General features: G+C 65.5%; 20 protein-coding genes and 2 pseudogenes. 15 read left to right on the top strand and 7 right to left on the bottom strand.

Translation table 11 applies throughout. The annotated features are described in order from the left end of the window. Nucleotides 1-145: 145 nt before the first annotated feature. Entirely contained in the window at nt 146-1,258 is a 1,113-nt protein-coding gene (locus tag ACNANG_RS06705; protein ID WP_420226533.1) for an SDR family NAD(P)-dependent oxidoreductase, read from the bottom strand. Nucleotides 1,259-1,386: 128 nt separating this feature from the next. Here ACNANG_RS06705 and ACNANG_RS06700 point away from each other — a divergent pair, with 128 nt between their 5' ends. From ACNANG_RS06700 to ACNANG_RS06685, 4 genes are all read left to right on the top strand, one after another. Further along, complete coding sequence (locus ACNANG_RS06700) at nt 1,387-2,433, top strand: CDP-6-deoxy-delta-3,4-glucoseen reductase (protein ID WP_420226532.1); 1,047 nt, start codon at nt 1,387-1,389, stop codon at nt 2,431-2,433. A 114-nt stretch (nt 2,434-2,547) separates the two neighbouring features. Beyond that, on the top strand, nt 2,548-3,738 hold the full coding sequence (locus tag ACNANG_RS06695) for an acetylornithine transaminase (protein ID WP_420226531.1): 1,191 nt from the start codon (nt 2,548-2,550) through the stop codon (nt 3,736-3,738). Nucleotides 3,739-3,990: 252 nt separating this feature from the next. Continuing rightward, nucleotides 3,991-4,380 (top strand): type II toxin-antitoxin system RelE/ParE family toxin, encoded by a 390-nt coding sequence (locus ACNANG_RS06690; RefSeq protein ID WP_420226530.1) that lies wholly within the window; start codon nt 3,991-3,993, stop codon nt 4,378-4,380. 16 nt (nt 4,381-4,396) lie between these two features. After that, the gene (locus tag ACNANG_RS06685; protein ID WP_420226529.1) at nt 4,397-4,666 is read left to right on the top strand and encodes a helix-turn-helix domain-containing protein; all 270 of its coding nucleotides are present in this window, start codon (nt 4,397-4,399) and stop codon (nt 4,664-4,666) included. A gap of 6 nt (nt 4,667-4,672) precedes the next feature. On the opposite strand, the gene ACNANG_RS06680 is transcribed toward ACNANG_RS06685, so the two are convergent. From ACNANG_RS06680 to ACNANG_RS06660, 5 genes and pseudogenes are all read right to left on the bottom strand, one after another. Then, the gene (locus ACNANG_RS06680) at nt 4,673-5,116 is read right to left on the bottom strand and encodes an STN domain-containing protein (protein ID WP_420226528.1); all 444 of its coding nucleotides are present in this window, start codon (nt 5,114-5,116) and stop codon (nt 4,673-4,675) included. Between the two features lie 167 nt (nt 5,117-5,283). Beyond that, on the bottom strand, nt 5,284-6,015 hold the full coding sequence (locus ACNANG_RS06675; RefSeq protein ID WP_420227470.1) for an ABC transporter ATP-binding protein: 732 nt from the start codon (nt 6,013-6,015) through the stop codon (nt 5,284-5,286). A 50-nt stretch (nt 6,016-6,065) separates the two neighbouring features. Beyond that, entirely contained in the window at nt 6,066-6,845 is a 780-nt protein-coding gene (locus tag ACNANG_RS06670) for an ABC transporter ATP-binding protein (RefSeq protein ID WP_420226527.1), read from the bottom strand. Next, a complete protein-coding gene (locus ACNANG_RS06665) occupies nt 6,842-7,990 on the bottom strand; it encodes an ABC transporter permease subunit (RefSeq protein WP_420226526.1) in 1,149 nt (382 codons plus the stop codon). Before ACNANG_RS06665 ends, ACNANG_RS06670 begins: the two co-directional genes overlap by 4 nt. Continuing rightward, nucleotides 7,987-8,915, bottom strand: a pseudogene (locus ACNANG_RS06660) (branched-chain amino acid ABC transporter permease). Before ACNANG_RS06660 ends, ACNANG_RS06665 begins: the two are co-directional and overlap by 4 nt. A 131-nt stretch (nt 8,916-9,046) precedes the next feature. Between ACNANG_RS06660 and ACNANG_RS06655 the strand changes: the two are divergent. The 3 genes and pseudogenes from ACNANG_RS06655 (at nt 9,047) to ugpQ (ending at nt 12,679) form a co-directional block, all read left to right on the top strand. Then, nucleotides 9,047-10,296, top strand: a pseudogene (locus tag ACNANG_RS06655) (D-amino acid dehydrogenase). A gap of 28 nt (nt 10,297-10,324) precedes the next feature. Continuing rightward, nucleotides 10,325-11,884 carry an extracellular solute-binding protein gene (locus ACNANG_RS06650; protein WP_420226525.1) on the top strand — a complete coding sequence of 520 codons (1,560 nt, stop codon included), beginning with the start codon at nt 10,325-10,327 and terminating at the stop codon, nt 11,882-11,884. A gap of 72 nt (nt 11,885-11,956) precedes the next feature. Beyond that, nucleotides 11,957-12,679 (top strand): glycerophosphodiester phosphodiesterase, encoded by a 723-nt coding sequence (gene ugpQ / locus ACNANG_RS06645; protein WP_420226524.1) that lies wholly within the window; start codon nt 11,957-11,959, stop codon nt 12,677-12,679. Between the two features lie 70 nt (nt 12,680-12,749). Here the strand turns inward: ugpQ and ACNANG_RS06640 are convergent, their stop codons facing one another. Beyond that, entirely contained in the window at nt 12,750-13,493 is a 744-nt protein-coding gene (locus ACNANG_RS06640) for a metallophosphoesterase (protein ID WP_420226523.1), read from the bottom strand. Nucleotides 13,494-13,642: 149 nt separating this feature from the next. On the opposite strand from ACNANG_RS06640, the gene ACNANG_RS06635 reads away from it, so the two are divergent. The 8 genes from ACNANG_RS06635 (at nt 13,643) to ACNANG_RS06600 (ending at nt 23,539) form a co-directional block, all read left to right on the top strand. After that, nucleotides 13,643-14,572, top strand: a complete 930-nt coding sequence (locus tag ACNANG_RS06635) for a TrbG/VirB9 family P-type conjugative transfer protein (protein ID WP_420226522.1) — start codon at nt 13,643-13,645, stop codon at nt 14,570-14,572. After that, a complete protein-coding gene (locus ACNANG_RS06630) occupies nt 14,569-16,188 on the top strand; it encodes a hypothetical protein (RefSeq protein ID WP_420226521.1) in 1,620 nt (539 codons plus the stop codon). Before ACNANG_RS06635 ends, ACNANG_RS06630 begins: the two co-directional genes overlap by 4 nt. 64 nt (nt 16,189-16,252) lie before the next feature. Continuing rightward, complete coding sequence (locus ACNANG_RS06625; protein WP_420227469.1) at nt 16,253-17,512, top strand: hypothetical protein; 1,260 nt, start codon at nt 16,253-16,255, stop codon at nt 17,510-17,512. Nucleotides 17,513-17,750: 238 nt separating this feature from the next. Further along, on the top strand, nt 17,751-18,188 hold the full coding sequence (locus ACNANG_RS06620; protein ID WP_420226520.1) for a hypothetical protein: 438 nt from the start codon (nt 17,751-17,753) through the stop codon (nt 18,186-18,188). 50 nt (nt 18,189-18,238) lie between these two features. Further along, complete coding sequence (locus tag ACNANG_RS06615; protein WP_420226519.1) at nt 18,239-20,131, top strand: GspE/PulE family protein; 1,893 nt, start codon at nt 18,239-18,241, stop codon at nt 20,129-20,131. Beyond that, nucleotides 20,128-21,246 (top strand): hypothetical protein, encoded by a 1,119-nt coding sequence (locus ACNANG_RS06610; RefSeq protein WP_420226518.1) that lies wholly within the window; start codon nt 20,128-20,130, stop codon nt 21,244-21,246. Before ACNANG_RS06615 ends, ACNANG_RS06610 begins: the two co-directional genes overlap by 4 nt. 8 nt (nt 21,247-21,254) lie before the next feature. Beyond that, nucleotides 21,255-21,926 carry a type 4 pilus major pilin gene (locus ACNANG_RS06605; protein ID WP_420226517.1) on the top strand — a complete coding sequence of 224 codons (672 nt, stop codon included), beginning with the start codon at nt 21,255-21,257 and terminating at the stop codon, nt 21,924-21,926. An 8-nt stretch (nt 21,927-21,934) separates the two neighbouring features. Continuing rightward, nucleotides 21,935-23,539 (top strand): type II secretion system protein, encoded by a 1,605-nt coding sequence (locus ACNANG_RS06600; protein ID WP_420226516.1) that lies wholly within the window; start codon nt 21,935-21,937, stop codon nt 23,537-23,539. Nucleotides 23,540-23,549: the final 10 nt, after the last annotated feature.

The following is a 23,549-nucleotide window of genomic DNA, read 5'->3' as shown; positions in this document are numbered from 1 at the left end:
GGCTACGGCTTACTCCTCACTCACGCTTGACGCACACTGGGTTGCCGCCTGCGAGCATCGGGCCCCCGCTCAGTCGGCCGCCAGCGCCCCGCCGCACCTGACTTGAACGTCGTTCCCACGCCAGCCGGGGCCAGCCCCGCGCGCGTCATTCGTCCGCATGCGCCTTGCCATACCAGGCAGTCAATGCCGACTCTACGGTCGGATGGGCCAGTGTCACCCGTAGTTCCTTGATCAATCGACCGTTCATCAACCGGCGCGATTCGTTCATGAACGACCACATGGCCGGGCTGACCGCGGCTTTGACCTCGTCGGCCGACTGCCGGGGTGGACGGGGCATGCCGGCGGCATCCGCCACCGCATCAAAATAATCCCCCATCGACAGTTCCTGGCCGTCCGCCGCGTGCACGACGCGTTGCGGCTTGCCGCGCCACAAGGCCGCGATCACGCAGCGGGCCAGGTCATGGATCTCGATGTGATTGGTATAGACGTCTTCCGAAGGATGGAGCCGCGGCAGCCCCTTCCGCAGCCGTTCCAGCGGCAGCCGGTCACGGCCGTAGATGCCGGGTATCCGCAGGATGCTGCTGCGCCAGGGCGCCACGTCGGCGCGCACGCCGCGCGCCAGCCGCGCCCTGTCCGGCCCGACTGCGCGCCACGTGGTTTCCGCGCTGACGCGGCGGCGGGCGCGGTCCGTCTGAGGACGGGTCGGGCGCGTTTCATCGATCCGTGCGCCGCCGACGTTGCCGTACACCCCCGACGTGCTGGCATAGACCAGACGGCGCGCAGGCGGCAAGGACGGGCCGTACTGGATTCCGGCCAGCGGCATAGACGGTGCGCGCCCGGTATGCCGGCCGCTTCCGAGCCGGCCCCCCAGCTGTTGCTGCGACGCCCATTGGCGGGGCGCCCCTGCCCAGCGCGCGCCGGTCCAGGCGGGTTTGGCTACAATCAGGGCGTGTCGCAGGTGGCGCTGTCCGCTGCAAGGCTGTGAAGACCGGGTCATGCCGGCCCGCAGCCTGGCCGCAGGCCGCCGCAGCACCGTAGCCAGTTTGGCCGACCGGGTGTCCTCGGGCCCCTGCGAGGGTGGCGGCGCCAGCATCAGGGTCCAGCCGGCCAATCCGCGCAGTCGTGCCAGGCTGCGGGGCTGATCCAGGTCCCCCACCAGCGGAACCACCCCGGCGCGGCGCAAGTCCCCGGCGCGTTCCGGATGCGAGGTCAGGGCGAATACCCGCAGGCGCCCGGCCAGTTGCGCCAGCACATGCATGCCGGTGTCGCCACAGCCGACGATCAGCAGGCGCGGCTTTCCAAGGCGGGTTGGACGTGGGGAAAAACGTGCGTTCCGGCTGAAGTCGGTCCGGGTTTCATAGAACTTCCATTTTTAGGATCCAGGTGATGAGTCATCAGGTCACCGTACTGCCAAGCGGCCATCAATTTGCAGTCGAAGCCGGCCAGACCGTGCTCGACGCGGCCCTTCAGGCAGGCGTCATGTTGCCCTACAGCTGTAAGAATGGCGCTTGCTCATCGTGCAAGGGCAAGATTACTGCAGGCGAAGTCGAACTCGGCCCGCACCAGTCCGCGTCACTGACGCCGGATGACATCGCGCGCGGCATGTCGCTGTTCTGTGTGGCCAAGCCGCAGACCGACCTGACCATCGAGATCCGCGAAGTCCAGGGCATCGGCGATATCCCGATCAAGAAGCTGCCGTGCCGCGTCCAGGGCATCGAAAAGGTGGCGCCCGACGTCGTGATCCTGAAGTTGCAACTGCCTGCGACCGAAAAGCTGCGCTTCAACGCCGGCCAGTACATCGAAGTGATCCTGAAAGATGGCCGCCGCCGCAGCTATTCGCTGGCCAGCGCGCCGCATGAAGAAGGCCCGCTTGAACTGCACGTGCGGCATCTGCCCGGCGGCGCGTTCACCGACCACGTGTTCGGCGCTGGCGCCACGCAAATGAAAGAGCGCGAAATCATGCGCTTCGAAGGCCCGTTCGGGTCCTTCTTCCTGCGGGAAGATTCCGACAAGCCCATCGTCATGGTCGCCAGCGGCACCGGCTTCGCGCCGATCCGCGCGATGGTCGAACATATCAAGGCCAAGGGCATCACGCGCCCGGTCACGCTGTACTGGGGCGGCCGCCGTCCGCACGACCTGTATGCGGACGCCATGGCCAAGGGCTGGGCGCAGGAACTGCCCAACTTTACCTATGTGCCGGTGGTGTCCAACGCACTGCCCGACGACAACTGGACCGGCCGCACGGGCTTCGTGCATCGCGCCGTCCTGGAAGACTTCAAGGACCTGTCGGGTTTCCAGGTCTACGCCTGCGGCGCGCCGATCGTGGTCGAGTCGGCCGGCCGCGATTTCGGCGCCGAAGCCGGGCTGCCGTTCGAAGAGTTTTATGCGGATTCGTTTACGTCTGAAGCAGACATTGCAGCCAACACGGTGTAAGGTTTCCTACCCGATCATGCGCGTCCGGTAGTCACGGTTGCGCGTGCCGACCCGGCGGTCGCCGGGTCATTTCGTTGTGTCATTCGCCCAGTCGGGCACCTAGGAGTTTTAGTCATGGAATTCGGCCAGTTCAACGTCAACGCCCTTATGGAGATCACGCAGCGTCCGGAAATCGTGTTCGTCCGAGGGCAGGGGTCGTGGCTCGAAGACCATGCGGGCAAGCGCTATCTCGACTTCATCCAGGGCTGGGCGGTCAACACCCTGGGCCACTGCCCGCCAGAAATCATCGCCGCGCTGGACAAGCAGGCGCGCACGCTGATCAACCCGTCGCCGGCCTTCTACAACCAGCCCATGGTGGAACTGGCCGACCGCCTGACCGGCGCGTCGTGTTTTGACCGCGTCTTCTTTGCCAACAGCGGCGCCGAAGCCAACGAAGGCGCGATCAAACTTGCGCGCAAGTGGGGGCAGGTCAACAAGAACGGCGCGTTCAAGATCATCACGTTCGACCACAGCTTCCACGGCCGCACATTGACCACCATGTCGGCATCGGGCAAGCCTGGCTGGAGCACCATCTTTGCGCCGCAGGTCGAAGGTTTCCCCAAGGCCGACCTGAACGACATCGCGTCGGTCGAAGCCCTGGTCGATGACCAGACGGTCGCCATCATGCTCGAACCCGTGCAGGGCGAAGGCGGCGTGATTCCCGCCACCCAGGAATTCATGCAGGCGCTGCGTCAGCTGGCCGACAAGCACAAGCTGCTGCTGATCGTCGACGAAGTCCAGACCGGCATGGGCCGCACCGGTTCGCTGTTCGCATACCAGCAGTTCGGCATCACGCCCGACATCATGACCCTGGCCAAGGGTATCGGCGGCGGCGCCCCGCTGGCGGCACTGCTGGCGCGCCAGGACGTGTGCGTGTTCAAGCACGGCGACCAGGGCGGCACCTACAACGGCAACCCGCTCATGACCGCCGTCGGCATCGCCGTGTTCGACGCTGTTACCGCGCCGGGCTTCCTGGAAGGCGTCAATGCCCGCGGCAAGCAGCTGTCCGATGGGTTGTTGCAGCTGTCCGAAAAGTACAGCATGAAGGGCGAACGCGGCATGGGCCTGCTCCGCGCCCTAAAGCTCGGCACCGACCACGGCCCCGCCATCGTCGACGCCGCGCGCGATCAGAACCCTGCGGGCCTGCTGCTCAACGCCCCACGTCCCAGCCTGCTCCGTTTCATGCCCGCGCTGAACGTCAGCGCCGAGGATATGGACAGCATGCTGAAGCAGCTGGACGTGCTGGTGGAGCGGATCTGCAAGTAAATTGCTGTCAGTGGAATGAGAAACGCGTCCTTCGGGGCGCGTTTTTTTGGGCGTGCATGACATGTCATTGCTGCAACGGGTCGCGATGCGCAGGTCTGCACGGGCGTGAAACCTGGACATTGGTGTCCTGGCGACCCCTCCTGGATGGGCCTGGCTACGCTATGTTGTCCGACTGTGCTCCCGACGAGCCTCGGCTTGAGGGTGTGTGTCAGGTGTGAAAGATATACCCGTAGCGGGTATATTGGAGGCAACATGCAGCGACGAGTGGTAAAGAGAAAACGCTTCGCGCGATGGCAGGCGTGCCAACGTCTTACGGATGTCGAGCTATGTCATGCGATTGGAGAGATGGAACGGGGCTTGGTCGATGCAAGGCTCGGCGGCGATCTGTACAAGAAGCGCGTGGCACGGCCACATAGCGGAAAACGCGATGGTTTCCGTGTGCTGATTTCGGCGCGAATGCCGCACCGGGCCGTATTCCTGGAAGGCTTCGCCAAAAGCGACGTTGGAAATATCAACAACGACGAACTGCTCGCGCTGAAGCATTTGGGCCAGGTGTTGCTGAACCTGATGCCAGCCGCTTTCGACGCTGCCATTGAGCAGGGGATTTTATTGGAGATCGAGTGTGACGAGCAGGATCATTGAGTCCGTCCGCGAGGACATGGATGCGTTGCTCCAGGCCGGCGCCATCAACAAGGTAACGATGCGCGAGTTCCAGACTCGCTTCCCTGCACCTGTCAGGGCCTTCAGCGCCGCTGACATCAAGGCCTTGCGCGAAAGCCTGAATGTCAGTCAACCCGTGTTTGCACACCATTTGCACACGACAGCGTCAACCGTCAAAAAATGGGAACAGGGAGAAAGCCGGCCAGCAGGCCCTGCACTCAAGCTCTTGAACATCATTGCCGACAAAGGCTTGCAGGCAATACTTTGAGCGCTTCTAGTCAGCCCTAGCCACCGGCTGGCTCAGCATCGCGGACGCGGGCGGGGCAGGGACCAGGACGAAGGCATCGCCCTCGGGTTTCGACACGTAGCCGCTGCCTGCCAGGATCGCATCCAGTGCAGCCTGGGGGGTGTGCTGGCCTTGCAACCCCGGGCTGGTCAGGCCGCTGAGCTTCGCGGCGTCGAACGACACGCGCACCCCGGCTTGCTGCGAAAAGGCCTGGAGTACCTGCGGCAGGGTGCCGGACGGAATGTTGTAGCTGCGGCTTTCGGCGGCGGCCACGCGGGCTGCCGGAGCGGGGGTCACGGTGTCGGCACGGGTGTCCGCATGTGCGGACACGGTCCAGGCGGCGCAGGCCAGCACCACCGACAGGGTCAGCACGCCGATCCTGTGGTCATGGCGTGGCTGGCGAATGGCAGATGAATTCATCGAGATAGGCATAACGGTCTCCCGGCAACGAATGCCCCGTAACGATCGGGGTCTATGCCGAGAGAAGTAGCACGGACCCGCTGGCGGCCGGGCCTGGAATTGCCATCTGTTACCCGGGCAAACGCGACGTTGCGATGGCTTAGCCGGCCGCACCCTGGCCGGCCGCATCCTCGGCCCACTCAGGGGGCAACCGGCATCCCGTCCACGTCCTCGCCCAGATACGCCGCGCGAACCTTCGGGTCGTCCAGCATGCCCCTGGCGTCGCCTGCCATGGTGATCACGCCCGATTCCATCACATAGCCCCGATCCGCGGCCATGAGCGCCAGCCGGGCGTTCTGCTCGACCAGCAGCATCGTGACGCCTTCGGCGGCGATCTCGCGGATCACTTCAAAGATCTTGTCGACCATGATGGGCGCAAGGCCCATCGACGGTTCGTCGAGCAGCAGCAGCTTCGGCTGGCTCATCATGGCCCGCGCCATGGCCAGCATTTGCTGTTCGCCGCCAGACATGGTCCCGGCCAGTTGCGCTGCGCGCTCTTTCAGGCGGGGAAACAGCGTGAACATACGTTCGATGTCGCGCGCGATCTGCGCGGTATCGTTGCGCAGGTACGCCCCCATCTGCAGGTTCTCGGTGATCGTCATGCGTGCAAACACGCCGCGGCCTTCAGGAATCATGACCAGGCCGTCAGCGACGCGTTGGTCGGTGCGGCGCCCTTTCAACGATGAACCGAAGTAGGCGATCTCGCCTTTCAGCGGCGTCAGTGAGCCCGCGATCGCATTGAGTGTCGTCGTCTTGCCGGCGCCGTTCGCGCCGATCAAGGTGACCAGTTCGCCTTTGCGGATCTGCAGATCAATGCCCTTGACTGCCTGGATGCCGCCGTAGGCGACTTGCAGGCCGGAAATGTCGAGCACGACGTCGGTCGCAATCCCCGGGGGCCGGGGCCAAGTTGAGGCCAGATCGGTCATGGCGTCCCCTGTTGGCCGGTGCCCAGATACGCGGTAATGACGGCCGGGTTGCTTTGCACCTGGGCGGGCGTACCTTCGGCGATACGCTTCCCATAATCCAGCACGGTCACGCGGTTGCACAGTCCCATCACCAGTTTCACGTCATGTTCGATCAGAAGAATCGTGCGCCCATCGCTGCGGATGTGGTCCAGCAGGTCGCGCAGGCCGACCTTCTCGGTGGCGTTCATGCCGGCAGCGGGTTCGTCCAGCGCCAGCAGCTTGGGATCGGTGGCCAGCGCCCGTGCAATTTCCAGCCGGCGTTGGTCGCCATAGGACAGGGTGCGGGCGCGAAAGTCGGCGTAGTGCGCGATCTTGACGTAGTCCAGCAGTTCCATGGCCCGTTCGCGGATGGCCGCTTCTTCGCGCCGCACGCCGGTGGTACGCAGCATGGCGCCCCACAGGCCGGCGCGGGTCCGGACGTGGCGCCCGACCATGACGTTCTCCAGCGCGGTCATGTCGCCGAACAGGCGGATGTTCTGGAAGGTTCGTGCAATGCCCGCCTGGGCGACTTCATGGACGGCGGACGGTGTGTACGGCTGGCCGCCCAGCTCGAAGCTGCCGGTATCCGCCTGGTACAGGCCGGTGATGACATTGAAGAAGGTGGTCTTGCCCGCGCCGTTCGGTCCGATCAGGCCGTAGATCTGGCCCTGCTGGATTTCCATGCCGACGTCCGACAGGGCCTGCAGGCCGCCGAACCGCTTGTTGATGTGGGCGACTTTGAGCAAAGGCGTGCTCATAGGCTGTTCACCGTATCGTTGGCTTGCGCCGCCTTGGGCACCGCGCGCCCGACACCATGCAAGGGCGCGGGCCACAGCCCCTTGGGCCGGAACAGCATGACCAGCACCATGGCCAGACCAAAGATCAGCGTCCGGCCGACTTCGGCATCCAGGATCGCGCCGCCCGGGCCAAGGATCGCTTCCTGCACCGGCACGATGAAGTGCCGCAGGAACTCGGGCAGGCCGGCAAGCAACAAGGCCCCCAGGATCACGCCAGGCACATGGCCCATGCCGCCCAGGACCACCATGGCCAGCACCACGATCGATTCCATCAACGTAAACGACTCCGGACTGACGAAGCCCTGGAAGGCCGCGAACAGGGCGCCCGCGACGCCGCCGAACGACGCGCCCATCGCAAAGGCCAGCAACTTGAGGTTGCGGGTGTTGATGCCCATGGCCTTGGCCGCGACTTCATCTTCGCGGATGGCGACCCAGGCGCGGCCAATGCGCGAGTTCTGCAAGCGCAGGCAAATCACCAGGATGACCAGCGCCAGCGCCACGAACAGGTAGTAGTACGCGGTCAGGCCCGACACGGAAAAACCGAAGATCTCGACCATGCCCCGGCTGCCGCGTTGACCCGCCAGCGACGTGCCGAACAGGCTGACCGGGTCGATGCGCGAAATGCCCTGCGGACCGTTGGTGATATTGAGCGGGGCATTCAGGTTGTTCATGAAGATCCGGACGATCTCGCCAAACCCCAGCGTGACGATCGCCAGGTAGTCGCCGCGCAGCTTCAGCGTCGGCGCGCCCAGCAGCACGCCGAACAGGGCGGCCACGGCGGCGCACAGGGGCAGTACCAGCCACACCGACAGGTGCAGGCCATCGGGAAACATCTGCGCGATCCATTCGAAATTCTGGACCAGATGGGGCGACGCCAGCAGCGCGTACAGATACGCGCCTACGGCATAGAAGGCGATGTAGCCCAGATCGAGCAGGCCGGCAAAACCCACCACGATGTTGAGGCCCAGCGCCAGGATCACGTACAGCAGCGCCATGTCCAGAATGCGGACCCAGCTGTTGCCGAACGATCCCATGATCCACGGCAGGGCAATGACCAGCACGCCAAATGCGCCCAGCCACAGGTGTCGTTTGCGATCGTCGGTCATGCGCGGTCCGCCACCCGTTCACCCATCAGGCCCGACGGCCGGATGGTCAGCACCAGAATCAGCACGATGAAGGCAAAAATGTCCTGGTAGTGGCTGCCCAGGAAACCCCCGTCAGGTCGCCGATGTAGCCGGCGCCCAGCGATTCCACCAGTCCCAGCAAGAGGCCGCCCAGCATCGCCCCGTACAGGTTGCCGATGCCGCCCAGCACCGCGGCCGTGAACGCCTTCAGCCCGGGCAGGAAGCCCATGTAGAAGTGCGTGACGGCATAGTTGGCCGCCAGCATGACGCCAGCGAGGGCGGCAAGCGCGGCGCCCAGCGCGAAGGTCATGACGATGATGTGGTTGGCGTTGACCCCCATCAGCGCGGCCACTTTCGGGTTCTCGGCGGTGGCGCGCATGGCTCGGCCCAGCCGGGTGCGCTCGACCAGCAGGGTCAGCCCCAGCATGGCCAGCGCCGCGATGACCAGGATGCCGATCTGGGTGGGCGTGACCAGCGCGCCGCCCACGTTGATCGACTCGCTCGGCAACAGATTGGGAAACTGGTGGTATTCGCGGCCGAACACGATCATGGCCATGGTCTGCAACATGATCGAGATGCCGATCGCGGTGATCAGCGGCGCGAGCCGCGGCGCGTTGCGCAAGGGCCGGTAGGCAATCCGCTCGATCAGGACATTGACGATGATGCAGGTCGGTATGGCGGCGGCCAGTCCGGCCAGCAAGACCAGCGGGCCGGGCAGGTCAGGAAACGTCGTCATGACCCACCGGACCGTGACCATGGCCGTCATGGCGCCCACCATCAGCACGTCGCCATGGGCGAAGTTGATGAGTTGCAGGATGCCGTAGACCATCGTGTAGCCCAGTGCGACCAGCGCGTAGACGCTGCCCAGGACCAGGCCGTTCAAGATTTGCTGAAGTAGGGTTTCCAAGCGGGTTCCTTGCGTTGGCGTCAGCATAACCGCTGGCACGCGGCGTGACGAGTCGCGGACGGGTCTAGAATGTCGGCGCAAGGCGGCCGCCCCAGGGAGTCCACATTCAGCGGTCCGCACCAGGAGTCAGGATGAAAGTTGTCGTACTTGGCAGTGGCATTATCGGCACTGCCAGCGCATGGTGGCTGAACCGGGCAGGGCACGACGTGACCGTCGTCGACCGGCAGTTCGGCCCGGCGCAAGAGACCAGCTTCGGCAATGGAGGCCAGATTTCGGTCTCGTACGCCGAACCCTGGGCCAATCCCGATGCCCCCTTGAAGATCTTGAAGTGGCTGACCCAGCCCGACGCGCCACTGCTGTTCCGGCCTCGCGCCGACCTTCATCAATGGCTGTGGGCCTTCGCCTTTCTACGCGAATGCCTGCCCGGCCGCCTGCCCGGGAATATCCGCGCCCTGGTCAGCCTGGCCCAGTACAGCCGCGACACGCTGCAGGGCATGCGGCGCGAACTGGGCATCCACTACGACCATCTGGAACGGGGCATCCTGAATTTCTACCGCGACGAAGCGCAGTTCGAGGCGTCCCAGAAGGCGGCCGACATGATGCGCGACGTGGGCGTCGACCGGCGGGTGCTGTCGACCGACGAGGTGCTGGCCATCGAACCGGCGTTGGCCGCGCACCGGCAGGCGATCGTTGGCGGCGACTATACGGCCGCGGATGAAAGCGGGGATGTCCATCTGTTCACCCAGCACCTGGCCGACAAGGCCAAGCTGGCCGGGGTGCGTTTTCGCTTCCTGACCCAGGCCACACGGCTGATTGCGGAAGGGGGCGGGTTGTGGCAGTGGAAACCATAGACTCATCCGGCGCTTACGGTAAACTCGACGCCGACGTTTTTGTCGTGGCAGTAGGCAGTTACTCTCCAGAGCTGGTGCGCCCGCTGGGCGTGCCTTGCCAGGTGTATCCCGCCAAGGGCTATTCGGCGACCTTTCCGGTCACCGACCCCCTCCGGGCGCCTGAAGTGAGCCTGACCGACAGTGCGCACAAAGTCGTGATTTCCCGTCTGGGCGACCGGTTGCGGGTCGCGGGCACGGCAGAACTCAACGGCTATTCCCGGGCGTTGAATCCGACGCGCTGCGAAGCCTTGACCCGGCTGACCCGCGAGCTGTTTCCCGACGCGGTCGATTTCGACAAGGTGTCGTACTGGTCGGGCCTGCGGCCGCTCACGCCGTCGAACGTTCCGCTGATCGGGCGAACCAAATTGCCGAATCTCTATCTGAATACGGGCCATGGCACCCTTGGGTGGACCATGGGATGCGGTTCGGGCAGGGCGATTGCCGATCTGATCTCCGGGCGCCGTCCCGAGGTCGATTTCCCTTTTCTATAACTCCATATCCCCATTCGGAGACGGATCAATGCAGCAACCGAATTCGTGGCGTTCCGCGGGCGTTTCCGCCCTGGCGGCCGCCATATTCATGATGGGCGGCCTGTCGGCTGTCCAGGCGCAGACCAAGCCGGCAGCCAAGCCGTCGGCCAAGGCTGCCGCCAAGCCGGCCGCGAAGGCGGCGCCCGCCAAGGCCGCGGCCCCCGCCAAGTCGACGGGCAAGGGCAAGGCTGCCGCGGCAGCCGGTGGCGCCGCTGCGGCAGCCGCCGCGGGCTCCGCGCTGGCGGCCGACGGTTCCAAGCCCGCCAGCGGCGGGCCGATCGAACTGGAAGTCTGGCACGCGCTCAATAAAGAGCAGTCCCAGGAATTCAACGCGCTGGTGGACCGCTTCAACGCGCAGAACATCGGCTTCACCGTGAAGGTCCGTACCGAACCGACCCAGGAAAAGCTGATCCAGGACGGTATCGCGTCGATCCGCGCCAAGCGCCAGCCGCACCTGATCCAGATCAGCGACAACCATTCGCCCGAACTGATCGCCCAGCAAGGCGCCGTGCTGCCGATGTTCGAACTGCTGAACAAGTATCCGATCAAGGATCTGCGCTGGTTCCTGCCGCAGACCACCGGCACCATGCGCGATTCCAAGAACCGCCTGCTGGCCCTGCCGTTCATGGCCGAAGCGCCGGTCTATATGTACAACCGCGACCTGTACAAGCAAGCCGGTCTGGACCCCGACGCGCCGCCGAAGACATGGCGTGACATGCAGAAGCACCTGATCGCGTTGTCGGGTGCGGGCGTCAGCTGCCCGTACGCGACCAGTTCGCAGACGTGGATCCATCTCGAGAACCTGTCGGCCTTGCACAACACGCCCTATGCGTCGAAGAACAATGGGCTGGACGGCTCGAACGGCGCGGTCCTGCTGGCGAACGACCTGCTGCACGTGCGCCATCTGGCGCTGATGATGAGCTGGGTGCGCAGCAAGTTGTTCCCGGTGCGTAGCGAGGGCGACCAGGCCGATGCGCAATTTGCGTCCGGCGAATGCGCCATCCTGACCACGGGAACCGGCGCGCTGGCCAAGGTGCAGGCCGATGCGAAGTTCTCGTATGGCGTCGCGCCGTTGCCTTATTACGAAGAAGAAGCCACCAAGCCGAGCAACCCCTTCGTGGGCGGTTCGTCGCTGTGGGCGTTGGCTGGCCATTCGGCCGCCGAACAAAAGGCCGTGGCGCAGTTCATCGCCTACCTGGCCTCGCCCGTGGTGGCGGCGGACTGGAGCCAGAAGACCGGCTTCCTTCCGCTGACCGAAGCGGCGTACCGCGCGTCCGGCGTCTCGTACTACAAGAGCATTCCGGGCGCCGAAAGCGTCGTGCGTGAAATGGCGGCCGTGCCGGCGCAATACACGCGCGGCTTCCGCCTGAACAACTATTACGCCGTCAGCCGCGTGCTCGACGAGGAACTGGACGATGTCTGGAGCGGCAAGAAGCCGCCGAAACAAGGTCTGGATGATGGCGTGTCGCGCGCTTCGCTGCTGATGAATCCGCCCGGACCGGCCACGGCCGCGGCGACCAAGAAGCCGGCGGCACGCAGCAGCAAGTAAGCATGATGGCGCGATGACAGTGACCGCACCCGTGCATGGACCGGCCCCCGGGGCTGGCACTATCCGCGGGTCGTGGCCCATCGCGGCGGCGGTATCCTGGCTCCCGAGAACACCTTGGTGGGCATGGATGCCGCCGTTTTTCATGGGCACGTCGCAGTCGAGTTCGACGTGATGCTGGCCGGTGACGGCGTGCCGGTGTTGATGCATGACGATGTGCTGGGCCGCACGGTGGCGGGAGCGGGTCCGGTTGCGGACCTGCCTTCCGACGTGTTGACGACCTTCGACGCGGGGAGCTGGCTGGCCCCGCGTTTTTCGTTGGCGCGCGTCCCGCGTTATGTCGACGTCGTGGCGTGGTTGCGTCAGCAAGGCGTGTGGATGAATGTCGAGATCAAGCCCTCACCGGGAGCCGACGTCGCGACCGGCACGGTGGTCGGGCGCATGACGCAAGAGGTGTTTGCGGGCGTTGACGACCTTGCCTTGAAACCGCTGCTGTCGTCGTTCTCGGTCGATGCCTTGCTGGCGGCGCGGTGCGCGGCGCCGGACATTCCGCGTGCCCTGCTGTTGTCTGCGCCGCCGGCGGATTGGCAGGCGCGTTTGGACGCGGTGGGCGCGATCGCCTTGCACTGCAATCATCGGAATTTGACGCCCGGCCTGGCGGCGCAGGTCAAGGCAGCGGGGTACGGGCTGTTCTGCTACACGGTCAACGAGCCGGATCGGGCCCGCGAACTGTTGTTGTGGGGCGTCGATGCGTTCTGCACGGATCGCATCGATCTGATCGGGCCTGACTTCACATAAGGCTAGGCCAGTTGGACCCCGGACATGACGGGATGCCCAGTTCGCCTTTGTCCGGCGCTTGACCTGCCAGTCAGATTTCCACCACCAACGCCGCATCGAATGCGGCGTTTTCATTGGGGTAGCCGCCGGGGTTGGCGACGACCCGGCCCCTTCCGACGCGGTAGTCGAAGCAGGTGTGCGTATGGCCGTGGATCCATAGATCCGCCTGCTCGACCATCGCGTCCAGGTTCGATGAAAACGCCGGTGACAGGGTGTCGCCCTTGAACTGCTCGGGTACCGACCGGGCGCTGGGCGCATGGTGTGTGACGACCACGGTCTTGCCTTCAAAGGGCGTATCCAGTTGCATCTGCAACCAGTTGCGGGACTGCCGATGACGCGCCACGCTCATTAAAGGCGTGTAGTCGCCGTCGTCAGTTTCGATGATACGAAAGTCGGGCATGACCTGGCTTGCCATGTTGGCCGCCGCGACGGAGCCCTGCGGTCCGTACAGGTCGAAGTCCGTCCACAACGTCGTACCCAGAAAGCGCACGCCATCGATGATCACCGCGTCTTTTTCCAGGAAGTGGATGCCCAGGCGCCGCGCGTCCATGCGCAGTTGCGCTTCCAGTTTTTGCAGGTGGGCGTGGTAGTACTCGTGGTTGCCCGCGACGTAGATGATGGGCGTATTCGGAAAGCGCCGCGCCGCCCATGCCAGGCCGTTACGTTGCGTGTGGATGTCGCCGGCCAGGACGACGACATCGGCGTCCGCCGCGGGAATCGGGCGTTCGCCGCCGAAAGTTTCATGGTGCAGATCGGACAGGATAAGAAGTCGCATGCGCGCAAATTCCAGTGCTGGGGACCTAGGACAAAACGCGTCCCAAGGTACGTAATTGACCCGCTTCCGGGTGGTTGCGGCGGTCGGGCACGATGGCTCCATGCTATCGCATTGCCCTTGCGATGGCGCTGTCATCGCAAGGAATGTCCATGGTCATGCGCTTCATTGTTGCCAGTCTGTTAATCCCGTTGTTACCCGCGTCGCCAGTGCTCGCGCAAGCCACCGCGCCGGGCCTGTACGACTTTGCGTACCGCGTGTCCGGAGACCGCCGTGTCGCGCCCGTGCAGGTGTTCGATGACGGGCAATCCACCTTTGTACAGTTCAAGGCAGGCCAGACGGTGCCCGCGATTTTCCGCGTGGGGGACGACGGCGAACAGCTCGTGCCAAGCACGCTGCGCGGTGGGTATGTCGTGCTCGCGGGCACGGCCCATGAATGGATCATGCGTATCGGCAGCGTGGTCTCGGCCGCGCAGTACGAGGGGGACGCAAGGGATGGCCGGGGCACAACGGTTGCGCGCGGCAATGCGCTCGTCGTTGCCGACGACACGGCGTGGTCATCTTCTTCGGCGGACTCGCCAGGTGGCTCGCCGGGCCTGATCAGCCAAGGACGTGGCGCGGCGCCGCTACCGGCGGGCACAGGCCCGGGCGGCAGAAGCGGTTCGTCCGATGCGCGGGGCGTCCGGACGGCGGCGGCGGGCGGGCAGGCGATGCCGACGCGGCCCGCAGCCGTCGCCGCCTACGCCGCACACACCGCCTACGCCACTCCGGCGCCAGTGCGCTCGTCCGTGGCCTTCGATGCGTCGAGCGCCGATCCCACCATGCGTGCCGTGTTGAGCCGATGGGCCAAGCTGGCGGGCTGGTCGTTCGATCCGCAGCACTGGACCGTCGATGTCGATATCCCTCTGGCCGGAACGGCCTCGTTCGGTGCCGACTTCAAAAGCGCCGTCCGCGAGTTGCTCGCCGCCACGGAACTGTCGACCCGGCCGTTGCAGCCCTGCTTCTATTCGAATCAGGTCCTGCGCGTCGTGCCTCTGGCCGAAGCCTGCAACCGCGCCGCAACCGTGGCGAGCAAGCGATGAACACGGTGTCTTTCCGTCTGCTGCCCCTCGTGGCGGCCACCGTGCTATCCGGCTGCGCGCACGTGCGGCTTGGGCAGCAGGTCGACACGCAAGCCGCAAGCGCCGCGGCCGATGCGGCGGCGCTGCGCGCGGGCTTCGACGCCAAGCTGGCCGCCGCGAGTGCCCGCCGGGCGCAGCAGGAAGTCGATCGTCCCTGGCTGGCGGGCGCGCCCCAGCCGGTGGCGCGCGAGGTCTCGTTGCCGGCGGCATTGCGGGGCGACGTGCAGACCGCATTGATGTTCCCGGGCGGCCGGGTCGATCTGGTCACGCTGGGCGAACAAGTGTTTCTTGCCACCGGCATACAGGTCAGGATTTCACCCGAAGCCTTGTTGCCGGCCGACGGGTTTTCGCCGCGGCTGGCCACTGCGGCCGGGGGCGCGGCGGCGCCGTCCGCTGCGTCTGCATCCCCGCAGGTCATGTCGTCAACGGTTGCCGTGCCGATCGGCGCACATCCCTTGCCGCGGTTGCTGGACCTGGCGGCGCATCGCCTGGGCGTCTACTGGAAATACGAAGATTCGGTGATCCGCTTCTACCGCACCGAAACGCGGGTGTTCGACGTGCGCGCGCTGACGCTCAAGTCGTCGGCCTCGGCCAGCCTGGGTCGCAGCGGCAAGACGTCCGGCGGCGCTTTCGAAAGTTCGTCGGGCACACGGATCGAAAGCGAAGGCGGTTCGCCCATCGACGCCGTTAAGGCCAAGCTCGAACCGTTTCTGACCCGCGCAGGCGTCGTCGTGGCAAACAACGATGCATCGGGGCTGGTCGTCGTAACCGATACCCGGGATGCCCTCGATCGTGTCGCCACCTATCTGGATCGCGAGAACAAGGCGCTGACGCGGCGCGTGCGGCTGGTGTTCGAAGAGGTCGATGTCGTCTCCAACAACAGCAATGAGCAAGGCATCGACTGGAACGTGCTGTACGCGCGCACCGAAGCGGCCTTGCGGCTGTCGCCCCTGACGTCGCTGGTATCCAGCGTGGCCGGAGCCGGTTCGTCGATGGCCTCGGGGCGTCGTGAATGGGAAGGGACCGCACTGGTCATCAAAGCCATCAGCGAGGTCGGCACCATCGTGCGGCGCACGTCGGTGCCGCTGCAGACGTTGAACCGCCGGCCCGTCACGCATGCGGTGCGCACCACCTTCAGCTACATCGATCAGGTGCAGGTCACCACCGTCGCCTCGTCGGCCGGGACGTCAACGGCGCCCTCGGTCACGCAAAAGGAAGAGACGGTCGGTTCCTTCCTGACGCTGATCCCCGATGCTCAGGACGATGGGCAGATCCTGCTGTCGATCGCCTATGACAACACCGTCGCGCAGCCGCTCAAGACGCTGACCTTCGGCTCGTCAAGCAACCAGGTCCAGCTGCAGCAAAAGACCATCGAAGGCATGGGCACGGTCCAGCAGGTCGAACTGCGGCCCGGGCAGCCCGTGGTCATTTCCGGCTTTGACCGCAGCCATGCGCAATACGACCGCCGGCGGGTGGATGAAGACGCGTCGATTCTGTTTGGCGGATCGGGCAAGGCGACGAAACAGCGCGCAACGACGGTAGTCATCGTCACCGCGCAGGTCGAGGAGGGCTTCTGATGTCCAGCGACTATGCCGTCGTCGCGCTGCCAGGTCGTAGCGCCGAACTGGTGCTCGGCTTGCGCTGGCACACCATCCTGGGCAGCGAATTGACGGTGCGCGCAAAAAGAAGGCCCGCGAGCACCGCGCCACGCATTACGCGCATGGCGGCGAGCGTGCCGAGGCGGTGGGCGTCCTGCGCTTTCCGCGCGGAGACCGGCCCGCACGCGGCACGACGCGGTATTGCGCGGCGCTGGCCTTTGCGCAGGGGCATGCACGCGGGCTGCATGCCTGCTGCGTCGATCTGCCCGATGGCCGCGCATGGCTGGTGGCTGCCCACCAAGGCAAGGTGCTGACGCAGACGGACCGCGTGTATGCCACGCCTGCCGATGCGCATGTGGCGTTGCAGGCATTGATGGACCGGCATGGGGCCGCATTGACCCTTCATGGCCAGGTACCGGCGTCGCCGGCCGAACCGTTCGACCTGACGCAACTGGGCGCGCAACTGTCGCCTGCCAACAGCCTGCGGTCAGTGGGCCGGGTCATTCCCACGCCCATGATCGTGGCGCTGGCGGCCTGCATGCTGACAGTTGGCGGACGGGCCGGGTGGGACCTGATCCGGTCCTGGCGCTCGGCGGCGCAGCCAGGTCCTTCCGCCTTGTCGGGTGTTTCGCCCGAAGTGGCCTGGCGCGAGGCCTTTGCGCGTCTGGCTTCCCAGACGCGCGTGCACACCGACGAAGGCGTGTCAGCCGTGCTGGCGGCCATCGTGGCCTTGCCGATGGATCTCGGCGGATGGCAGTTGCGCGGCGCGCAATGTCAGCCGCACACCGCCGTTGGCTGGCAGTGCGGGGCGCATTACCAGCGGCAACGCCGTAGCGCGACCAATGCCACGTTCCTGGCGGCCCGGCCGCAAGGGTGGACCGAAAGCTGGCATCCGCTCGATGGCGTTACCGCATCGTTCGCGCTGGCGGACGGCGCCGAGCCGCTCGCCATCGACCGCTTGCAGCCCCTTTCCACCCACGACGCCAACACCTTCAGCCAGCTGCAAAGTGTGCTGCCCGCTTTCGCCTCCATTGCGATCGGGGAACCCACAGCGTTGCGCATCGAGCCGCCTGTCGACGGCTTTGGTGTGCCCATGCCTGCGCTGCCCGGCATGCCCTCGGTCCACGAACGGTCGCTGTCGCTCGATGGGCCGCTGCGATCGCTCGCCCTGGTGCCGGCATCGCTGTCAGGACAGGTGGCTTGGCGCCTTCTGGATGCCCGTCTGCACGAGACCGCCGAACCCGCACTCAACCGCAGCCGCTGGATGGCCAGCCTGCAAGGAACTTTGTATGCACTTCGTTGATGTCGATGTTGTTGAAGGTTTTTGCCCGGGTCATGCCAATGCGCCGGTGGCGAGGATCCGCCGGCCGGATGGGGCATTGTGCTGCGCGCACCGGAAGGGGGCTCTGCAAGGGAGGCTCCCGACGGGCGTTCTGCGATGCAGGCACCTGGCGCTTACTGGTCTGCTGCTTCTGCTCGCTGGCGCGTCGCTGCCGGCAAGCAGTCCGCGGGCGCAAACCGAGCTGAACCTGGTTCGGGACATGTTGCGCCTGGATGCCGAACGCGCGCTTGAAGCGGAGCGCGCAAAGTCGGGCCGGCCTGCGGCCAATGTGATGACGCCGCCGGTCAAGCGGCCCGACCGGATAACGGTTGCAGCCATCTATGGACTGGCCGGTGCGCTGCAAGCCGATGTGCTGGTGAACGGAGAACGGCTGCACTTTCGCCAGGGCCAGGCGCAGGCACGCAACGCCGCTTCGGGCACGGGATCGGGCTCGTTCCAGTTGGCGAAGATCGATGACCTGTGCGTGCATTTGACGCGGTCCGGAGAGCGAACGCCACGGGTGGCGTGTTATGCGGCGGGGATGGCGCCGGCGGCGGGCTTTCCAGGCTCGCCCGGAACGTCCATGACTTTCCCTCTCGGCACGCAGATGCTTCCGCCGCATGGCGCGGCGCCCGGCGTGCCATCCATCCCGAAGTGATTTCCCCTGGATTGAGTTTTCCTTTTTTCCACGATTTTGCAGAGAACGCCATGAACCTGTTTGGCCGGAAACCCCGTTACGCCGCCCTGTCGCTCGGGACGTCGCCGATCCAGTTGGCAGAGCCCACATCCGACGTGCTGGCGCCTTCGGCGACGACCACGACAACGGCACCGCCCGCGCCCCCGATACGGATCGACAGCCGTGACGCACTGGCGCGTCTGTCGCCGGCGTTCCGCCGCGCCCTACGCGCCGAGTTCGACATCGGAACTCTGGTCAACAAGCTATGCCCCGTGGAATTCGAAGACGGGTCGGTCGCCATCCTGACGGTCGAAGAGTATGTCGACAGCGAGCACATCGAAGAGATCGAACGGATGGTGCGCCGCCGCCCGCGGCCCTTGGCGCAGGCGTCGCGCATCGTCGTTCCCGCCACCTTGCTGCTTTCGATCGCAAGGGAACAGATCACCGGCGATACCCTGCGCAACCGGCGGCGGGTGCTGATGGACCCGCTCAAGAGTTCGATGGCGGCGGCTTTCCATGACATCGTGGCGTGGGGCGTGCGGCACGGCGCCAGCGACCTGCACATCAACATCCGTCTGCTCGAGCCCGAGTCCGAGATCAAGTACACGGTAGGCGGCAAGTACGTGACGCCATACCGCTTCCAGCGCATGCAGACCGCCACCTTGATGGAGGTTCTTGCCGTGGCCTACATGGACATTCAGGGCGGCAACGGCGCCGTCTTCGACCCGGCCATTGAACAGCAAGGGCGCATTCATCATGAAGTCGATGACCGCGGCTACATGCTGCGATGGGCGTCCCTGTCGGCGGATTGCGGGCCGTCCGTAACCTTGCGCATTCTGCATCTGGATGCCGAGATGCAGCTCGATGGTTTTGCCTCGCTGGGCTATCTGCCCAGTCAGATCGCGTTGATCGATCGCGCGCTGCTGTCGGAAGGTGGCGCGGTGGTGCTGGCGGGGGTGGTGGGGTCGGGCAAGTCCACGACCATCGCAACCATGATGTCGATGGTGCCCAGGACGCGCAAGGTCATCACGCTGGAAGATCCGGTCGAATACCTGATACCGAACGCGCTGCAGAACACCGTGACGCGCACGCTTGATGGAAGCGGCAGCGGGGAATTCGACGCGAAGCTCAAGACCATCAAGCGGTCTGCCATGAATGATCTGTTGATCGGCGAGATCCGCGATCACGAAACCGGTCGTGCCTTCATGGACCTGGCCAGTTCCGGCAGCAACCTCTACACCACCACCCACGCGGGCTCGGCCATCCTGATTCCCGACCGCCTGTCGTCGGATTTCATCGGCATATCGCGCGACCTGCTTGCCACCCCAGGCATCCTGAAGTTGCTCGTCTACCAGACGCTGCTGCCAACCCTGTGCCCGCATTGCCGTCTGCCGTTCGCATCGCTATTCGATGGGGACGCGTCCGCTTACTGGCAGCGTTATGCCGAGCGTCTGGTCCGTCTGTATGGCATCGACGTGAACGCCTTGCGCATACGCAATCCGGAAGGGTGCACGCATTGCCGGACAGAACTGTTGCCCGAGCTGAGCGGCATCAGCGGCCGCACCGTCGTGGCCGAGATGATTGAACCCACGACGGACGAAACGGTGTTGCGGTTGATCCGCAAGGGCGACGCGTTGGGCCTGCGCGCGCATTTCCTCTCGCACCGAAGTACTCCTTTCACGAGTCCCGACATGACGGGCAAGACCGCAATGGAATGCGCCGTCTATAAAGCCTCGGTGGGGGAGGTCGACCCGCGCGACATCGAACCACGCTTCATGAGTTTCGAGACGGTGGCGCTGCAGCGGTCGCACCAGACGCGCCGCGCACGCTCAGCCGTGGGGGTGGCTCGCCGGCCAATCACGGCATTCGCCAGCCGGCGGTCGGCGGCCACGCCAGGGCGGGCGGCAGCAAGGGACGCGTCATGACGCTGCTCACCCGTTTGCGGCATCGCTTGTCGCCGGCACGCCTGGCAGCCGTCTCGTTCCGCAAGGACCGCGCCGACTATTACGAGTACCTGGCCGATGTCATGGAAGGCACGGGCGGGCGCAAGACCCTGCGCGACGTCTTCCGCAGCGATGCCGATCGTTATGGCCGGCGGCACCCGCGCGGCATCCTGTCGCACCATTGGGCGGATCTGCATCAGGAGGTCGGCGGCGACCTGTACGAGACCTTCCGTGGCACCTTGCCAGATGACGATCTGGTGCTGATCCGCATGGGGCAGCGCGGCGGGGCAGGCGCACTCGAGCAGACCCTGCGTGACGTGGCCGCGGTGACGCGTATCGTGGAACTGGCGCAAAGCACCTTTATCCGCACTGCCGCGGTCGGCGTCGTGGCCATGGTGGTGATGGTCGCCACGGTCCTTGCCATCCCGGCGTTCACGGTGCCCCGCCTGAAGCAGGCGTTCGGCATGCTGCCGGCGGAATTCGTGGGCCGCCAGGCGGCACGGCTCTACGGCCTGTCGGACTTCATCGAAGCCTGGGCCATGGTGCTGGCGATCACCAGCGCGGGCTTGCTGTGGCTGATCGCATGGTCCTTGCCCAACCTGGTCGGCCCGGTTCGGCGCTGGCTGGACGAGCACCTGATCTGGCGCCTGTACCGGGACTTCCAGGGCATCCGTTTCCTGGCGTCGCTGGCCACCCTGGTCAAGAAGCGGGGCAACGTCAGCCCCGGATTGCGTGACGTGCTCGAGGTGCAGGCCGTCGGCGCCAACGCATGGCAACGGTGGCACATCGAACAGATGATTGCGCGCATCGACGACGGCCAGGTGGGCAGCGCGACCTTTGATACCGGTGTCGTCGATCGCGAGACCCTGTGGTTCCTGACCGATCTGATCGCAACGCGCGGCATGGATGATGCCTTGCTCCGCGCCCGGTCCCGCGTCGAAACCCGCGCCGTGCACGACGTCGCCCGCAAGGCCGCAGTGGCACGGTGGGTCATGCTGCTGGTGGCTGTTGCGGTGCTCTTCGGCATTCTTTTCTGGCACTTCGCCGTCGTCAACGACATGCGTATGGCGATGACCCGTTTCTACTCCAGTCGATGAGAGCCTCCATGCCCAACGTTTGTCATCCGTCACCTGCAGCAACGGCGCGCGTTGCGCCGGCCGCGCCCGCTTCGGCATCCGCGCGTGCCGTGCCCACATCGCTTGCCAGGACAGCCACCCCATGCCGTCAACAGGGCTTCACCCTGGTCGAGATTGCCATCGTGGCTGCCATCATCCTGATCGCCGCCATCCTTGGCATACCCGCCATCAATGGCTACATCATCGAAAACAAGGTGCCCAGCGTGGGACAGGAGTTGCAGCGCTTCGTCGCGCGCAGCAAGTCCGCGATGCAAGGACTGGGGCCGACGCCCTACGCCGGTATCGGCATGGCGCAACTTGCCAATGGATTGCGCAGCAGCAGTGTACTGACGGTCGAAGGGCAGGGCGCCAACGCCACAGTGCGCCATGGTCTTGGTGCAACCGATGGCTTGCTCGTGCTGAGCCCAGGCGGCATTACCGCGGCGGGCGATGCGTTCACGCTGACCTTCACGCGTGTCAACGAAGCCGCATGCCCCGGCCTGGCCGCCGTGCTGCAACGCGTGTCCGAACGCATCCAGATCAACGGCACCACGGTCAAGGAGCCGGCGGCAGGCGGTGCCATCGGCATCTACGATGCGACCGGCGCCGAAGCCCTGTGCACCGGCGGCGACAGCAACCGCTTCGTGTTCACCGCGCGATAGGAACGGCGATGAACAGGGCAACACGTCCGACGGATACCTTTCCAGTGCCAGCCAATCCGGCGGCGGGACGGCGACCGTCACTTCAGCGCGGCTTCACCTTGGTCGAACTGGCCATCACGGCGAGCATCCTGAGCATCGTCACGGTGCTGTCCGTCGGCAAACTTCTGCAAGGCGTTCACGACGCCGCTGCCGAAGCCACCGGCACCTACCTGCTTGCCGTCAAGAGCGCGCTGGACACCTACCTCGTGCGCCACTACGACCGGCTCAGCTCGACGCCTGGCGCGTCAGACGTATCGGCCGTCGCCAATCCCTACGCGCCAAGGTTGGCGGAACTGCGCGCCCTGGGTCTTCTGCAGGGCGGCTTCCCTGACCTGACACCCCTCAATCAAAGCGTCGCCACCCGCATAGCGATGTCCGGCACCTGCCCCGGCACCGGCTGCCGGCTGGACGCGCTGGCTTATACGAGCACGCCCGTGCAATTGCCCGGATCGCCCGCGCCCAACACCGATCTGATCGCGCAAGTCATGATGGCCACGGCGGGGCATGGCGGCGCCGTCTATCCCGAACAGCCCGCCATCATGCGCGGCACGGCTTTCTCAGTACCCAACCCGTTGGGTGGCGTGCCAGGGATCGTCGGGGTTCTCGCGAGCCTGGATACGACCCTCTTCAACGAATTCGTCCGCCTGCGCGACCGCCGCGACCCCGACCTGCGTGGCGACCTGACCGTCAAAGGCAAAATCACTGCGGACAATACGCTCGCCCTGCGCGGCCCCGATGGACAGACCTGCGTCGCGGCCAATCCCGATGGGTCGATCACCCTGCGCTGCGCGGGCAAGCTCAACGCCAAGACCGGCGCGTTCGTGTCCGACCAAGGCGACAGCGTCGTCATCAACCCCGTCACTGGCATCGTGTCGAGCCAACGCGTGCACGCCGACGCCGGGCTGTCGACGCGGCGAGGCACGGTTTTCGATACCGCCGACGCCACACCGACCCTGCGCGTCAATGCGGGGCAGATGCTGCTGGCCACCGCCCAGGGCCTGGCGCTGACGGTCGATGGCCAGGACGCGGTAGCCCAAGGAAACGTCTCGACGCGACGCCTTGGCTTGCGGGACCTTGCCGTCCCGGACCAAGCCTGCCAAAGCACCATCTCCTTGGCGGCGGGTGCCTCGGCCGAATACGCACGGACCGCGTCAGGCGGCCTGGCAGTGTGCAGCCAGGGCGTATGGCGCGCGCTCGCCTCCCTGGCGGCCACCGGCAATGCCTGCACCCCCAACGGCGCAATCGCCACCGACACCGCCAGCGGCACCGGGCTGTTGTGCCGGCTCGGTGTCTGGGGCCGCGTCGACGACCTGCTGTCCAGCTACGTGCTCGTCTCGACCGTGCTGGTCAGCCACGCCGCCATCGTGCCCAAACCCGCCTGCGGGCCGTTGGGCACCGGCACCGGCGTGCCACTGATTTATCTGATTCCCCAACTTGAGTCATCCAAAGCTTCCGCCTTCACCCGCCGCGCCCGTGACTTGGGTGCCCACTGGGAAGTGCAGCTGGTCGACTACGACGGCACGCCACTCTCCGCGCAAGCCACCGCGCTCGCGCATCTTTATTGCAAGTACTGAGGACATTGTC

The organism is Pigmentiphaga litoralis, assembly GCF_048632615.1.
Classification (GTDB): Bacteria; Pseudomonadota; Gammaproteobacteria; order Burkholderiales; family Burkholderiaceae_B; genus Pigmentiphaga; species Pigmentiphaga litoralis_B.
The sequence above is the reverse complement of the archived record's forward strand: the minus strand, read 5'-3'. Positions and strand labels throughout refer to the sequence as shown.

Excerpts from the sequence above, each read along its gene's own strand:
- ACNANG_RS06705 (WP_420226533.1), bottom strand. The coding sequence starts at position 1,258 with ATGCATGTGCTGGCGCAACTGGCCGGGCGCCTGCGGGTATTCGCCCTG.
- ACNANG_RS06700 (WP_420226532.1), top strand. The coding sequence starts at position 1,387 with ATGAGTCATCAGGTCACCGTACTGCCAAGCGGCCATCAATTTGCAGTC.
- ACNANG_RS06695 (WP_420226531.1), top strand. The coding sequence starts at position 2,548 with ATGGAATTCGGCCAGTTCAACGTCAACGCCCTTATGGAGATCACGCAG.
- ACNANG_RS06690 (WP_420226530.1), top strand. The coding sequence starts at position 3,991 with ATGCAGCGACGAGTGGTAAAGAGAAAACGCTTCGCGCGATGGCAGGCG.
- ACNANG_RS06685 (WP_420226529.1), top strand. The coding sequence starts at position 4,397 with ATGGATGCGTTGCTCCAGGCCGGCGCCATCAACAAGGTAACGATGCGC.
- ACNANG_RS06680 (WP_420226528.1), bottom strand. The coding sequence starts at position 5,116 with ATGCCTATCTCGATGAATTCATCTGCCATTCGCCAGCCACGCCATGAC.
- ACNANG_RS06670 (WP_420226527.1), bottom strand. The coding sequence starts at position 6,845 with ATGAGCACGCCTTTGCTCAAAGTCGCCCACATCAACAAGCGGTTCGGC.
- ACNANG_RS06665 (WP_420226526.1), bottom strand. The coding sequence starts at position 7,990 with ATGACCGACGATCGCAAACGACACCTGTGGCTGGGCGCATTTGGCGTG.
- ACNANG_RS06650 (WP_420226525.1), top strand. The coding sequence starts at position 10,325 with ATGCAGCAACCGAATTCGTGGCGTTCCGCGGGCGTTTCCGCCCTGGCG.
- ACNANG_RS06640 (WP_420226523.1), bottom strand. The coding sequence starts at position 13,493 with ATGCGACTTCTTATCCTGTCCGATCTGCACCATGAAACTTTCGGCGGC.
- ACNANG_RS06635 (WP_420226522.1), top strand. The coding sequence starts at position 13,643 with ATGGTCATGCGCTTCATTGTTGCCAGTCTGTTAATCCCGTTGTTACCC.
- ACNANG_RS06630 (WP_420226521.1), top strand. The coding sequence starts at position 14,569 with ATGAACACGGTGTCTTTCCGTCTGCTGCCCCTCGTGGCGGCCACCGTG.
- ACNANG_RS06620 (WP_420226520.1), top strand. The coding sequence starts at position 17,751 with ATGTTGCGCCTGGATGCCGAACGCGCGCTTGAAGCGGAGCGCGCAAAG.
- ACNANG_RS06615 (WP_420226519.1), top strand. The coding sequence starts at position 18,239 with ATGAACCTGTTTGGCCGGAAACCCCGTTACGCCGCCCTGTCGCTCGGG.
- ACNANG_RS06610 (WP_420226518.1), top strand. The coding sequence starts at position 20,128 with ATGACGCTGCTCACCCGTTTGCGGCATCGCTTGTCGCCGGCACGCCTG.
- ACNANG_RS06605 (WP_420226517.1), top strand. The coding sequence starts at position 21,255 with ATGCCCAACGTTTGTCATCCGTCACCTGCAGCAACGGCGCGCGTTGCG.
- ACNANG_RS06600 (WP_420226516.1), top strand. The coding sequence starts at position 21,935 with ATGAACAGGGCAACACGTCCGACGGATACCTTTCCAGTGCCAGCCAAT.